11 protein-coding genes are annotated in these 13,445 nt (G+C 73.1%); 7 read left to right on the top strand and 4 right to left on the bottom strand.

The features are described 5' to 3' along the window. Positions 1–103: 103 nt before the first annotated feature. From ACEPPI_RS31595 to ACEPPI_RS31585, 3 genes are all read left to right on the top strand, one after another. The gene (locus ACEPPI_RS31595) at positions 104–2,509 is read left to right on the top strand and encodes a chitinase C-terminal domain-containing protein (protein WP_373918678.1); all 2,406 of its coding nucleotides are present in this window, start codon (positions 104–106) and stop codon (positions 2,507–2,509) included. Between the two features lie 150 nt (positions 2,510–2,659). After that, positions 2,660–3,409: an SDR family oxidoreductase gene (locus ACEPPI_RS31590; protein ID WP_373918677.1), complete on the top strand. Its 750-nt coding sequence runs from the start codon at positions 2,660–2,662 to the stop codon at positions 3,407–3,409. 711 nt (positions 3,410–4,120) lie between these two features. After that, on the top strand, positions 4,121–4,420 hold the full coding sequence (locus tag ACEPPI_RS31585) for a hypothetical protein (protein ID WP_373918676.1): 300 nt from the start codon (positions 4,121–4,123) through the stop codon (positions 4,418–4,420). A gap of 21 nt (positions 4,421–4,441) precedes the next feature. Here the strand turns inward: ACEPPI_RS31585 and ACEPPI_RS31580 are convergent, their stop codons facing one another. After that, the gene (locus tag ACEPPI_RS31580; RefSeq protein ID WP_373918675.1) at positions 4,442–5,620 is read right to left on the bottom strand and encodes an ROK family protein; all 1,179 of its coding nucleotides are present in this window, start codon (positions 5,618–5,620) and stop codon (positions 4,442–4,444) included. Positions 5,621–5,675: 55 nt separating this feature from the next. On the opposite strand from ACEPPI_RS31580, the gene ACEPPI_RS31575 reads away from it, so the two are divergent. The 4 genes from ACEPPI_RS31575 (at position 5,676) to ACEPPI_RS31560 (ending at position 9,778) form a co-directional block, all read left to right on the top strand. After that, entirely contained in the window at positions 5,676–6,902 is a 1,227-nt protein-coding gene (locus ACEPPI_RS31575; protein WP_373918674.1) for an MFS transporter, read from the top strand. A gap of 78 nt (positions 6,903–6,980) precedes the next feature. Further along, a complete protein-coding gene (locus ACEPPI_RS31570; protein WP_373918691.1) occupies positions 6,981–8,378 on the top strand; it encodes a uracil-xanthine permease family protein in 1,398 nt (465 codons plus the stop codon). A gap of 77 nt (positions 8,379–8,455) precedes the next feature. Next, the gene (locus tag ACEPPI_RS31565; RefSeq protein ID WP_373918673.1) at positions 8,456–9,133 is read left to right on the top strand and encodes a DUF5995 family protein; all 678 of its coding nucleotides are present in this window, start codon (positions 8,456–8,458) and stop codon (positions 9,131–9,133) included. Between the two features lie 9 nt (positions 9,134–9,142). Beyond that, positions 9,143–9,778: a hypothetical protein gene (locus ACEPPI_RS31560; protein WP_373918672.1), complete on the top strand. Its 636-nt coding sequence runs from the start codon at positions 9,143–9,145 to the stop codon at positions 9,776–9,778. A 59-nt stretch (positions 9,779–9,837) separates the two neighbouring features. On the opposite strand, the gene ACEPPI_RS31555 is transcribed toward ACEPPI_RS31560, so the two are convergent. The 3 genes from ACEPPI_RS31555 to ACEPPI_RS31545 form a co-directional block, all read right to left on the bottom strand. Continuing rightward, positions 9,838–11,535, bottom strand: coding sequence for a flavin monoamine oxidase family protein (locus tag ACEPPI_RS31555; protein ID WP_373918671.1), 1,698 nt, complete (start codon positions 11,533–11,535; stop codon positions 9,838–9,840). A 59-nt stretch (positions 11,536–11,594) separates the two neighbouring features. Continuing rightward, positions 11,595–12,395, bottom strand: coding sequence for a carbon-nitrogen hydrolase family protein (locus ACEPPI_RS31550; protein WP_373918670.1), 801 nt, complete (start codon positions 12,393–12,395; stop codon positions 11,595–11,597). A 144-nt stretch (positions 12,396–12,539) separates the two neighbouring features. Continuing rightward, positions 12,540–13,169 (bottom strand): glutathione S-transferase C-terminal domain-containing protein, encoded by a 630-nt coding sequence (locus ACEPPI_RS31545; RefSeq protein ID WP_373918669.1) that lies wholly within the window; start codon positions 13,167–13,169, stop codon positions 12,540–12,542. Positions 13,170–13,445: the final 276 nt, after the last annotated feature.

Here is a 13,445-nt window from a genome sequence, read left to right as displayed (position 1 = left end):
GAGCCGGCCTGCCGACGTGCGCACGTCACGGGCCAACCAGCGCCACGTTCCTGCTTGTTGCCGCACGTTGTGTCCTGCCACCCTCCCCTCCCCAGGAGGCACCATGCCGTCCCCCACACGTACGAGAGCCCTGCTCCTGGCATCCGGCGCCGCGATCGCCGGCCTGCTGCTGCCCGCACTGTCGACTACCTTGTCGCACGATGCCTGGGGGTCCCCCCGGACGGAGTCCGGGGGAGAGGGCTGTCGGCCCGACGGTCTCTACAAGACCGCCGGCGTGGACGTCCCGTACTGCTCGGTCTACGACTCCGAAGGCCGCGAGAAGATGGGCGCCGACCACCAGCGTCGCGTCATCGGCTACTTCACCGGCTGGCGTACGGGCAAGGACGGCACCCCCGCCTACCTCGCCAACAACGTCCCGTGGTCCAAGGTCACCCACCTGAACTACGCCTTCGCCCACGTCGGGGCCGACAACAGGATCTCGGTCGGCGCGGACAACGCGAACAACGCCGCCACCGGGATGACCTGGCCCGGCGTCGCCGGCGCGGAAATGGACCCGGCCCTCCCCTACAAGGGCCACTTCAACCTCCTGAACAAATTCAAGAAGCAGTACCCGAACGTCAAGACGCTCATCTCCGTGGGCGGCTGGGCGGAGACCGGCGGATACTTCGGCGACGACGGCAACCGCGTCGCCTCGGGCGGCTTCTACTCGATGGCCACCAACGCCGACGGCTCCGTCAACCAGGCGGGCATCGACACCTTCGCGGACTCCTCGGTGGAGTTCATCCGCAAGTACGGGTTCAACGGCGTCGACATCGACTACGAGTACCCGACCACCATGAAGGACGCGGGCAACCCGCTGGACTGGCAGCTGTCCAACGCCCGCCGGGCCGGCCTCGTCAAGGGCTACGCGGCCCTGATGAAGTCGCTGCGCGAGAGGCTCGACCGCGCGGGCGCCGCCGACGGCAAGCACTACCTGCTCTCCGTCGCCGCCCCCTCCTCCGGCTACCTGCTGCGGGGCATGGAGACCTTCCAGATGCAGCAGTACCTGGACTACGTCAACATCATGTCCTACGACCTGCACGGCGCCTGGAACGAGTACGTCGGCCCCAACGCCTCGCTCTTCGACGACGGCAAGGACGGCGAGCTGGCCGCCGCGGGCGTCTACTCCACCTCCCAGTACGGCGGCACCGGCTACCTGAACACCGACTGGGCCTACCACTACTTCCGCGGGTCGATGCCGTCCGGCCGGATCAACATCGGCCTGCCGTACTACACCCGCGGCTTCAAGAACGTGCAGGGCGGCACGGACGGCCTGTGGGGCAAGGCCCCGGCCACGACCTGCCCGGCCGGCGCGGGCCTGACCAAGTGCGGTGACGGCGCGGTCGGCATCGACAACCTCTGGCACGACCTGGACACCAACGGGGTCGAGTCCCCGGCGGGCTCCAACCCGATGTGGCACGCGAAGAACCTGGAGAAGGGCGTCGTAGGCGACTACGCCACGAAGTACGGCTTCCCCGCGAACACCACGCTGACCGGCACCTACGCCCGCAAGTACGACTCCACCCTGGTGGCGCCGTGGCTGTGGAACGCGCAGAAGAAGGTCTTCCTGTCGACGGAGGACGAGCAGTCCGTCGCCGCCAAGGCCGACTACGTGGTGGACAAGGGCATCGGCGGCACGATGGTGTGGGAGCTGGCGGGCGACTACTCCTACAACGCGGCCAAGGGCCAGTACGAGATGGGCGACACGCTCACCTCCCTGATGTACGACAAGTTCAAGGCGGCCACCCCGTACGGCGCGAAGAAGGCGGGCGCCGCCCTGCCGGCGCGGGCCGTCGACATCAGGACGGAGTTCACCGAGTTCAAGCTGGGCGACTCCAACTACCCGATCACCCCGAAGCTCAAGATCACCAACAACACGAAGAGCACGCTGCCCGGCGGCACGGAGTTCCAGTTCGACTACGGGACCTCGGCCCCGGCCAACGCCTCGGACCAGTCCGGCTTCGGCACCAAGGTGATCTCCACCGGTCACAGCGGGAGCAACGTCGGCGGGCTGAAGGGCGACTTCCAGCGGGTCTCCCTCAAGCTGCCGGCCTGGCAGACGCTGGCCCCCGGCGCCTCGGTCGACCTGGCGTTCAACTACTACCTGCCGGTGTCCACCCCCTCCAACTGGACGGTGAACATCTCCGGCACCACGTACGCCCTGGCCGGTGACCTGGCGCGCGGCACGACGGTCGTGGAACCGGGCACCACCACGCCCCCGACCACCCCGCCGACGACGCCTCCCACCACCCCGCCGACCACTCCCCCGACGACGCCGCCCACGACGCCGCCGACCACTCCTCCGGGCGGGACCTGCACGAGCCCGGGGTACGTGGCGGGCACGGTCTACAACAGCGGCAGCCTCGTCTCCCACAAGGGCCACACCTGGAAGGCCCAGTGGTGGACCCAGAACGAGGAGCCCGGCACCACCGGCGACTGGGGCGTCTGGAAGGACCAGGGAGCCTGCTGATCCCCCCGCGTGACACATGAGGACCCGGTGGCCCGGCGGCCACCGGGTCCTCCCGCGTTCCGGCGTCTCCCCCGGCGCGGGGTGTCACGTTCCGGCGGGCCGGACTGTCCCCTGGGGGAGAGCACTCCCGACGGGAAGGACCCGCACACCATGAGCACGATCGTCGTCACCGGAGGCACCGGCACCCTGGGCGCCCCGCTCGCCGCCCGGCTACGGGAACGGGGCCACGAGGTCCGGGTCCTGAGCCGGCACTCGGAGCACTTCCCGGTCGACCTGCGCGACGGCCGGGGGCTGGACGCGGCCCTGGCGGGCGCGGAGGTGGTCGTGCACTGCGCGAGCAGCCCGCGCGGGGGCGACGAGGCGGCCGCCCGGCACCTGATCGGGGCGGTCCGCCGGGCCGGGACCGTCCGCAACCTCGTGTACATCTCGATCGTGGGGGTGGACGTGGTCCCGTTCGGCTACTACCGGACCAAACTGGCGGTGGAACGGCTGCTGGAGGGGTCCGGCCTGGGCGTCACGATCCTGCGCACCACCCAGTTCCACGACCTGGTGGCCGAGGTGGTCGCCACCGCCGCGAAGCTGCCGGTGGTGCTGCTGCCCCGGGGCGTACGGGTGCAGCCGATCGCCGTCGGGGAGGTCGCGGACCGGCTGGCGGAGCTCGCGACGCCGCAGCCCTCGGGCCGGGTCCCGGACATGGGCGGCCCCGAGGTCCGCACCCTGACGGACTGGGCCCGGAGCTACCTCGCGGCGACGGGGAGCCGGCGGCGGGTGGTCGGCGTCCGGCTCGCGGGCCGGACGTACGCCGCCTTCCTGCGCGGTGGACACCTGGCCCCGGCCCGCGCCGTGGGCCGCGGCACGTTCGCGCAGTTCCTGGAACGACGCACGGCCGCCCGGGACTGAGGGCCCCGGGGAGGCGGCGAACGGCTCCGCCGGTCCTCCGTCCGTGGGAAGCGGGGCCCGCCCCGGGGACCGGATCAGTGTCCGGCCGGGCGTCTACCGGGAGCAGGTGGTGATCGGCAAGGACGTGTCGATCACCGGTTCGGGCGCCGGGAAAACGACGATCCTGGCTCCGCGGACCCTGGTCCCCGGCGAGGACGGCGGTACGTCGATCGTGGAGGTCCACGGCGGCGCGTCCGTCGCCCTGTCCCGGCTCGCCGTCAACGGGCCGGGCTCCGGGACCTGCGACGACGGCGCGCTCGGCTCCGGCATCCGGGTTCTGGGCGGTGCCCGGCTCGACCTCGGCCACGCCCGCGTCAGCCACATCACCGACACGCCCGCGGCGGCCTGCGCCCACAGCGCGGTGGCCGTATTCGTGGGGGACCTGCCGACCGGGACGGGCTCGGTGACGATCCACGACACCGAGATCTCCGACTACCAGGGCTCGGCCGTCACCGTCCTCAACGAGGGTTCGAGCGCCACGGTCACCGACAGCACCGTCACCGGACACCCCCGCCTGTCGACCGACGGGATCGGGTTCGTCGCCGGTGCGGCCGGGCGCGTCACCCGGAACACCATCAGCGGCAACGACTGCCGGGAACCGGACCCGTTCTGCGGCCCGGACTTCTTCGGCGAGACCCAGCATGCGGGCTCGTCACCACGACGCCGGGCACGGTGGTCGAGCACAACCGGCTCGTGGGCAACCACATCGGGATCTACGCCGTCGGCAGATCGGACACCGTCGGGCACAACGACATCACGCGGAGTTCGTACTTCGGCACGGCCCTGCAGGACGGCTCCTTCACGGTCCGCGGCGGCCGGATCGAGGGCGGTGCCGGGGGCGTCGCGGTGGTCGCCGCTTCGGCCGACACGAAGGCCGTGCTCGACGGGGTGCGCATCGGGCGGACGTCCGGGGCGCCGGTCCGCACCTTCGAGTGCTGCGGCTTCACCGCCACGGTCGCCGTGCGGCCGTAGCGGGGTCGGGGCCGTGCCCCGTCAGGGGCCGAAGAGGACCGACTGGGCCGCTTCGCGGGCGGCCAGGCGGGCGCCCTCCAGGACGGCCGGGTCGCCGAGGGCGGTGGCGCGGACCTCGGTCGGTACGGGGGTGAGGGTGGTGAGGCGGCGCTCGACGCGGGCGGCCAGGGCCTCGCCGCCGGCGTGGCCGAGTCCGCCACCGAGGACCACGCAGCCGGGGTCGAGGATCGCGGCGACGGCCGCCGCCCCGAGGGCGAGCCGCTCCGCGAGCGCGTCCAGGAAGGCCTCCCCGGCGGCCCCGGCGGCGGCCTCCTCGACCGGCCCCCGGAAGCCGTGCTCCCGCGCGAGCGCGCCGACCGCCGACCGGCCCGCCAGGGTGTGGAAGCCGCCGGTGCATCCGGTGGCGGAGGGCAGCCCGGCCGTTCCGGGGACCGGGAGGAAGCCGATCTCACCGGCCCCGCCGGAGGCCCCCCGGCGCAGCCGCCCGTCGAGGACCACGGCGGCGCCCACGCCGTCGCCGAGCCACAGCAGGACGAAGGAGTCCAGATCCCGGGCGGCGCCGGCGCGCTGCTCGGCCAGGGCCGCCAGGTTGGTCTCGTTCTCCACCACCACCGTGGCCGGCAGCCGCCGCCGCAGGGCGGCGACCAGGTCCCGGTGCCAGACGGGCAGGGCGCCGGTGCCGCGCAGCTCGCCGCCGCCCGGGGCGACCAGGCCGGGGGCGCCCACGACCACGGTGTGCAGGGCCCCGGCGCCCGTCCGCGCGGTCAGGGCCTCCAGCCGGTCCACGGCCTCCTCCACCGCGTCGACGGGCAGCGCGGTCCGGCCGAGCGGGCGGCCCAGCAGGTCGGTGACCACGGCGGTCGCGCTGTCGGTCCGTACGTCCAGGGCTGCGAGGTGGGCCCGGCGGGCGACGATCCCGTAGAGGCGGGCGTTGGGGCCGCGGCGCTGTTCGCCGGACTCCCCCACGACCTCGATCAGCCCGGCCTCGGTGAGCCGTTCGACGAGGTCGGCCACGGAGGGGCGGGACAGCCCGGTGAGCTCCTTGAGCCGGCTCGCCGTCAGCGGGCCCTCCTCCTGCAGGAGTCCGAGCGCGAGGCGGTCGTTGATGGCCCGGGCGGTGCTCGGGGAGGCGGGGGACTTGGCGGCGGCCGGAGTCTTGGCGGCGGGGGTCAGCACCTTTGCAGGGGTCACGGCGCCCATCTTAGGGAGGCGGAACCATTAACCATCAGGAAGGGTCCCTGATAGTTTACGCCGCATGACACGGCCCACGACCGGGGACCCCGGCCTCAGCCCGGCGCGCCTGCGCCATGCCCGCTTCGCCATCGCCGCGGTCTTCTGCGCCCACGGCGCCGTCACCGGATCCTTCGCCACCCGCATCCCCTGGATCCAGCAGCACGCCGGGCTCAGCGCGGGCACCCTGGGCCTGGCCCTCGCCTTCCCCGCGCTCGGCGCGGCCCTCGCGATGCCGCTGGCCGGCCGGATCAACCACCGGTTCGGCGCCCGCAACGCCCTGCGCGGCCTGCTGGCGCTGTGGACCCTGTCCCTGATCCTGCCGAGCCTGGCCCCGGACCTCGCCGTGCTGTGCTGCGCGCTGTTCGTCTACGGAGCCACCTCGGGCATGGCGGACGTCGCCATGAACGCGCTCGGCGTGGAGACCGAGAACCGTCTCGGCCGTTCGATCATGTCCTCGCTGCACGGCATGTGGAGCGTGGGCGCCCTGCTCGGCTCGGCGGCCGGGACGATCGCGGCGCACGCGGGGGCCGACGCCCGGCTGCACCACCTGATCGCGGCGCTCACCCTGACCGCGGCCGGGCTGCTGGCCGTACGGGGCGTGCTGGACCTGCGCGGCGACGAGGGCGCGCGGGCTCCCGCGCACTTCGCGCTGCCCCCGAGGTCCGCTCTGCCGATCGGCCTCGTCGGGTTCTGCGCGGTCTTCGCCGAGGGCGCGAGCCTGGACTGGTCGGGGGTGTACCTGCGGGACGTGCTGCACACCGACGCGGGCCTGGCCGCCGCCTCGACCACCGCGTTCGCGCTGACCATGGCCCTGGCCCGGCTGGCCGGGGACCGGGTGGTGGACCGGTTCGGAGCGGTGCGCACGGTCCGGGCGGGCGGCGCCCTGGCCACCGCGGGCGGGCTGCTGGTGGTGACGGTCCGCCATCCGGCGGCGGCCCTGGGCGGCTTCGGGCTGATCGGGCTCGGCATCGCGGTGGTGGTGCCCCTGGCGTTCGCGGCGGCGGCGCGCAGCGGGCCGGCCCCGGCGCAGGCCATCGCGGGGGTCGCGACGATCACGTACACCTCGGGGCTGATCGCGCCGTCGGCGATCGGCGCGGTGGCGGACGCGACCTCGCTCGTGGTCTCCTTCGCACTGGTCACGCTGCTCGCGTTCGCCCTGATCGCGGGCGCGGCCGTACTGCGTGGCAGGGGGGCGCCGGGGGCGGCCGGAGCAGAGAACCAGGACGAACCCGCCCCTATGCGGCCTTAATATAACGGCTGGTCGTCACGTCGTACCGGCGTGTCGGCCGCGTTGTTTGACGACCCGGTGGAACGGAAGTGGTGGGACATGGGCTTCGGCGTGCGCTGGACCCTGCACGGAGACGGGCGGACCCCCGCCCCCGGCGCGGTGGTGCGGCCGGACGAGCGGCTGTCGTGGCCGCGGACCGCCGGGCTCGGCGCCCAGCACGTCGTGGCGATGTTCGGCGCCAGTTTCGTCGCGCCGGTCCTCATGGGCCTGAACCCGAACCTGGCGATCATGATGTCGGGCATCGCGACCGTCATCTTCCTGCTCGCCACGCGCGGCCGGGTGCCCTCCTACCTGGGCTGCTCACTCTCCTTCGTCGGCGTCGCCGCGGCGATCCGGGCGGGCGGCGGCGACAGCGCGGTCGTCACGGGCGCGGTGTTCGTGGTCGGCGTGGCGCTGTTCCTGGCGGGTCTGGCCGTCCAGCGGTTCGGCGCGCGGATCATCCACGCGGCGATGCCGCCGGTGGTGACGGGCGCGGTCGTGATGCTGATCGGCTTCAACCTGGCTCCGGTGACGGCCTCGACGTACTGGCCGCAGGACCAGTGGACCGCACTGTTGACCATGCTGTTCACGGGCATGGCCGTGGTCTGCCTGCCCGGGTTCTGGTCGCGCATCGCGATCTTCCTGGGCCTGGTCTTCGGGTACGCGATCTCCTGGATCTTCGACCTGGTCTTCGGCATGATCCACTCGACGACGGGCGGCCCCGAGGCGGTGGACCACTGGCGCCTCGACCTCTCCGGCGTCTCCCAGGCCCCCTGGATCGGCCTCCCGTCCTTCCACGCCCCGCAGTTCGAGTGGTCGGCGATCCTCATCGCGCTGCCGGTGGTGATCGCGCTCATCGCGGAGAACGCCGGTCACATCAAGGCAGTCGGCGAGATGACCGGCGACCCGCTCGACGACAAGCTCGGCACCGCCATCGCCGCCGACGGCGCCGCGTCCATGCTCTCCACGGCGGTCGGCGGCCCCCCGAACACCACGTACTCCGAGAACATCGGCGTCATGGCCGCCACCCGCGTCTACTCCACGGCGGCCTACTGGGCGGCGGCCGGCTTCGCCCTGCTCTTCGGCCTGTGCCCCAAGTTCGGCGCGGTCGTCGCCGCGATCCCGGGCGGGGTGCTCGGCGGCATCACCGTCATCCTCTACGGCATGATCGGCCTGCTCGGCGCACAGATCTGGATCAACGGCGGGGTGGACCTGCGCAACCCGCTGAACCTGGTGCCGGCCGCGGCGGGCATCATCATCGGCATCGGCGGCGTCAAGCTGCAGTTCACCGACACCTTCGAGCTCGGCGGCATCGCGCTCGGCACCATCGTGGTGATCACCGGCTACCACGCGCTGCGCTACTTCGCCCCGGCGCACCTCAAGCAGCAGGAGCCCCTCCTCGACTCGGGCACCTCCGACTACGACGACGGCCGGGACGGTCCGGACACGCCGCGTTGACGCCCGCTTCGCCCGAACCGGCGAAGCGTACGGCCAAGTTCCCCGCGCGCGGCGTCCCGGCTGCGACGCTGCCCGGCATGGAAGCGGTACTCGCGCGGATGCGCGCCCTCGACGAACGGCTCCCCGCGCAGGACGGCGTGGCCGTCTTCAACCGGGTGTACCTGACGGTCACGCAAGCCCTGCACCACCGGATCGGCCACGGCGGTTTCCCCGCGCCCCGCCGGGCGGAGACGCTCGGCGTGCGGTTCGCGGAGCGGTACCTGACGGCGGTGGAGACGGACGGGCGGGCACCGGCCTGCTGGCGCCCGCTGCTCCAGTACCGCCGCCACCCGGGAGTGCGGCCGCTGCAGCACGCGCTGGCCGGGATCAACGCCCACATCGGGCACGACCTGGCTCTGGCGGTGGTCTCCTCCTGCCACTCCCTGGGCTGCCCGCCCGCGGCCCTCGAAGCCGACTTCCACCGGGTCGGCGAGACCCTGGTCTCGCTGGAGGAACGCATCCGGGAGGACCTGATGCCGGGCCCGGACCTGCTGGAGGTCGCCGACCCGCTGACGCACCTGATCGGCTCCTGGAGCCTGGAGCGCGCGCGGGCCGGGGCCTGGGCGGCGGCCCGCCTGCTGTGGGCCCTGCGGCACGCCCCCGACCTGGCCGAGGAGTTCACCGATTCCCTCGACTCCGGCGTCGGCCTGGTCGGCCGCTGCCTGCTCACCCCCTCGCCACTGAAACCCCGTGCGACCGGGGCGTACGCCCCCTAGCCTCGGCGGATGACCAGCTTCGCGACGCACCGGCTCCGGGTGCACGACGCCACCCGCCCGCCGTACCGGAGGCTGTCGGCGCTGCGCACCTGTCTGACGGAGTTCGCCCCGTACGGCTTCTACCCCACCTACCACCACCTGTGCCGCAGCGCGGGGATCCCGCGCGACCTGGACGAGGACCCCGGGTCGCTGGTGCGGGCGGTGGAGGAGCTCGACGAGGCGCGGCGGCTGTGGCTGGCGGAGCTCGCCGGCTGGCAGGTCGGGCGGCGGGCGCAGAAGCGGGCCGGGGTGCGGCGGGCGGACCCGCCGCAGCCGTCGCAGTGGCTGTTCTGGCCGGACCCGGAGTTTCACCCCGCCGGGCGGCTCGTCGACGTGATGCCCTCGGTGATGCGCGGGCGGTGGGACCTCGAAGGCCACCAGGGCCGGGACGGCGCGTGCCCCGTGTGCGGGGCCGGCCGGGGAACGGTGGAGTGGGACGGGGACGGGTACGGGAGGTACACCCTGTGCGCGGGGTGCGGCCTCGGGCTGGGTCGCAGGCCGCCCGAACTGCCGGACGTGCGGGAGCGCGTCGAGGTGCGCTCCGCCTTCCGTCTGCGCCTGCACCTGATCTGGACGCGCGCCCTGGAGGACCGGCGGCGGACATGAGAACGGGCCGCCGCCGCGCTCGTGCGCGGGGGCGGCCCGTGGTCGTGGTTCCCGGGGAATCAGTCCTCGGGGAGTTCGACCGGGGCGATCTCGTCGTAGACGTCGCCGGGGCCGGGGTTGCTCCCGTCGGTGGAGCCGCCCAGGTGGTGCATGACGCCCCAGACCGCGTTGAGGGCGGTCTGGACGGCGCCCTCGGCCCAGCCGGCCGTCCAGGAGATGTCGTCGCCCGCGAGGAAGATGCCGCGCTTGTCCTCGGGGAGGCGGTCCTGCATGAAGTGGGTGAACAGGCGCCGCTGGTAGCGGTAGTGGCCCGGCAGGTTCGCCTTGAACGCGCCCATGAAGTAGGGCTCGTTCTCCCAGGACACGGTCACCGGGTTGCCGATGATGTGGCGGCGGATGTCGACCTTGGGGTAGATCTCGCCGAGGGACTTCAGCATGACCTCCATCCGCTCGTTCGCGGACAGCGGCAGCCACTTGAGGCTGTCGTCGCACCAGGTGTACGAGAGGCAGATGACGGCCGGCGCGTCCGGGCCGTTGTCCAGGAGGTACGTGCCGCGCGTCATGCGGTCCGTCAGGGTCATCGACATGACGTCGCGACCCGTCTCCTCGTCCTTGTCCAGCCAGAACGGCCGGTCGACGGGGATGAAGAGCTTGCTGGACTCCATGTAGTGGGTGCGCTCGATCGCCGTCCAGTGGTCGATCGGGAACAGCGTGTCATCGCACTCGATCTTGGACAGGAGCATCCAGGACTGGGCGGTGAAGATCGCGGCGCGGTACGTGCGGATGTCGCCGGACGCGTCGGTGACCGTGATGCGGTTGCCGGCGGTGCGGTGCAGGCGGGTCACCGCCGGGCGCGGGGCGCCCTCGTGCAGGGAGGACAGGGACGTGCCCTGGGCCCAGTGCAGGATCTTCTCGGGCTCGCGCTCCCACAGGCGCATCGGCAGCTGCTGCGATCCGCCGACGATGCCGCGGTGGTGGTCGTCCGCCTCGGTGTAGACGACGCGCAGGATCTCCAGGATGGAGTTCGGGAAGTCGGTGTCCCAGCCGCCGGTGCCGAAGCCGACCTGGCCGAAGATCTCGCGCTTGCGGAAGGACTGGAAGGCCTCGGACTTGCAGAGGAAGCCGTAGAAGGTCTCGTCGTCGAGCTTCTCGACGAGCTTCGCCCAGATCTCGCGGATGCGCGGGACGTCCCGCTCGCGCATCGCGGTGTTCATGTCGGAGAAGTCCGCGCCCTCGTCCAGGCAGGCGTTCCACGCGGCGGACACGTCGCGGTAGACCTGCGGGAGGTCGGCGATGGTCTCGGCGTAGTGGGTCTCGCCCTTGAGGTCGACGACCGTGGAGGGGGTGGACTCGGCGAGCGGGTTCGGGAAGGGCTCCGTGACCAGGCCGACGAGGTCGATGTAGTGCTGGAGGGCGGTGGAGGACGGCGGGAAGCGCATGGCGCCCATCTCCGCGGTCAGACCCTCGGTGCCCGCGCCCTCGAAGCCGACGGTGCGCAGCCGGCCGCCGATCTGGTCGGCCTCGTAGACGACGGGCTTGAGGCCCATCTTCATCAGCTCGTAGGCGGAGATGATGCCGGACAGACCGCCGCCGATCACGGCGACCTCGGTGCCGTGCTCGGTCGCCGGTATCTGACCGAGGCCCGCCGGGTGGGCGAGGAAGTCGTCGTACGCGTACGGGAAGTCCGGCCCGAACATGGTGATCGGGGGCTGACCGTCGCTGTGCGGGACGGCGGTGGTGGGCACCGTGGACGTCATGGGGGTACGTCTCCTTGCGGGGTGGGGCAGGGGGCGGCGGGGCTGGCGGCGGGGCGGGCTCAGACGAGGGAGGCGTAGAGCCCGGGGCGGCGGTCGCGCAGGTACGGGTTGGTCTCGCGCGAGGCCTTGAGGAGCTCGGGGTCGGCCTCGCCGAACACCATCTCCTCGCCGCGCCCGGCCCGGGTGCGGGTGACCCCGTCGGGACTGGCGAGGCAGCTGAGGCCGACGAACTCGAACTCGCCCTCGGGGCCGGTCCGGTTGACGTACGCGATGTACATCTGGTTCTCGAAGGCGCGGACGGGCACCAGCTGCTCGGCCACGAACTGGAACGGGTGCATCTGGGCGGTCGGGACCAGGAGGAGGTCGGTCCCGGCCAGCCCGTGGGCCCGTACGTTCTCGGGGAACTCCACGTCGTAGCAGATCATGATGCCGATGCGCAGGCCGTTCAGGTCCGCCTGGACGACGGGGGTGTCGCCGGGGGTGAAGGCGTCCTGCTCGAAGCAGCCGAAGAGGTGGGTCTTGCGGTAGTTGGCGAGCGCGGTCCCGTCGGGGCCGATGAGCTGCGCCGAGTTGAAGACCGCCTCGCCCGCCTTCTCGGGGTAGCCGTACAGGACGGCGATCCCGTGGCGGCGGGCGATCTCGCCGATGGCGACGGCGGACGGGCCGTCGGCCGCTTCGGCGAGGCCGGGGACGTCCTGGAGGTCCAGCGCGTAGCCGGTCAGGAACATCTCCGAGGTCACGAGGAGCCCGGCCCCGCCCTGTGCGGCGCGCGCCGCGGCCTCGTCGAGCCGCTTCAGGTTCTCGGCGGTGTCGCCGAGCCGTCCGGAGCTCTGGAGGAGTGCGGTGCGCAGCGGGGGCATGGGCGTACCTCTGTGACAGGTGGGGTGGGGGTCGTAAAACGGTACGTTCGGGCGTTCGATCGGGACAAGCCGTGAGCGTTGCGCTGGGCGCATCGATTCGTTGCGCGTTCTGCGGGGTGCGCGGCGATTCGTTGCGCCGGTGCCTCAGGAGGCCGCCCCGAAGGCCGGATGGGCGAGCAGGCGCCGGACGTACGCCCGCAGGTGCGGACCGGCCGCGGGCAGGACGGCGGGGTCCAGCAGGGCCACCCACAGGTCCGCGTCGGCGACGGTCGGGCGGTCCCCCAGGGCGTACGGGCGGACGGCGAGCCGGCGCTCCAGCAGGTCCAGGGCGGCGGACCGCCCGGCGGGCGGAGCGGTCGGGTCGAGCAGGGCGTGGACGGCCGAGGAGAAGGCGGCCGGGGCGGGCGGGGCCAGGTCGGGGCGGCCGGCGAGGCGGACGGCGAGGTCGTCGAGGATGTCGGGGGTGTGGTTGCTGACGACCCGGCCGCTCCAGGTGTCGCACAGGGCGGGAACGGCGAGGGTGCCGTCGTAGTGGTGCCCGGCGGCCTCGTAGGCGCGGCGCAGGGCGGCGTACGAGGCGGGCCCGGCGAGCACGGTGGTCCCGACGGAGTCGGCGAGGCCGAGCAGGGCGACGGCGGTGCGGACGCGCCGGGAGCGCGGACAGCCTTCGGCGAGGTACAGGTGGTACCGGTGCGGCACCGGGAGGAACCCGGCCCCGATCCGGCCGCGGGGAGCGGGGACGGGGGCGGTACGGGGCAGGACGGTCGGAACCACGGTGACTGGCCCTCCGGGGGTGTGGACGATGGCGGACGGTTCCCCTGGCCGGGGGGATGGGTGGATCCGGGGCGGCGCCCCCGCCCGGCCGGGCGGAGACCCCCTGAACGACGTTCCGACCGGTCGGCCCCTGTCGCGGACGGCCACCGACCGTACGGTGGTCCACCGAAGCCCCAGCGGACCAGGGGGTGTTCCCGGCGCTGGGGCGGTTCGGTGCGCTTCGGTGGAGTTCGGCGCGTTCGGTGTGTGAGGAAGCCCACGGGCTCCCGTCAGCTC

This window comes from Streptomyces sp. AB3(2024) (assembly GCF_041862025.1).
Classification (GTDB): domain Bacteria; phylum Actinomycetota; class Actinomycetes; order Streptomycetales; family Streptomycetaceae; genus Streptomyces.
The sequence above is the reverse complement of the archived record's forward strand: the minus strand, read 5'-3'. Positions and strand labels throughout refer to the sequence as shown.

Coding starts and splice junctions, on each gene's coding strand:
- ACEPPI_RS31595 (WP_373918678.1), top strand. CDS start 104: ATGCCGTCCCCCACACGTACGAGAGCCCTGCTCCTGGCATCCGGCGCC.
- ACEPPI_RS31590 (WP_373918677.1), top strand. CDS start 2,660: ATGAGCACGATCGTCGTCACCGGAGGCACCGGCACCCTGGGCGCCCCG.
- ACEPPI_RS31580 (WP_373918675.1), bottom strand. CDS start 5,620: ATGGGCGCCGTGACCCCTGCAAAGGTGCTGACCCCCGCCGCCAAGACT.
- ACEPPI_RS31575 (WP_373918674.1), top strand. CDS start 5,676: ATGACACGGCCCACGACCGGGGACCCCGGCCTCAGCCCGGCGCGCCTG.
- ACEPPI_RS31570 (WP_373918691.1), top strand. CDS start 6,981: ATGGGCTTCGGCGTGCGCTGGACCCTGCACGGAGACGGGCGGACCCCC.
- ACEPPI_RS31565 (WP_373918673.1), top strand. CDS start 8,456: ATGGAAGCGGTACTCGCGCGGATGCGCGCCCTCGACGAACGGCTCCCC.
- ACEPPI_RS31560 (WP_373918672.1), top strand. CDS start 9,143: ATGACCAGCTTCGCGACGCACCGGCTCCGGGTGCACGACGCCACCCGC.
- ACEPPI_RS31555 (WP_373918671.1), bottom strand. CDS start 11,535: ATGACGTCCACGGTGCCCACCACCGCCGTCCCGCACAGCGACGGTCAG.
- ACEPPI_RS31550 (WP_373918670.1), bottom strand. CDS start 12,395: ATGCCCCCGCTGCGCACCGCACTCCTCCAGAGCTCCGGACGGCTCGGC.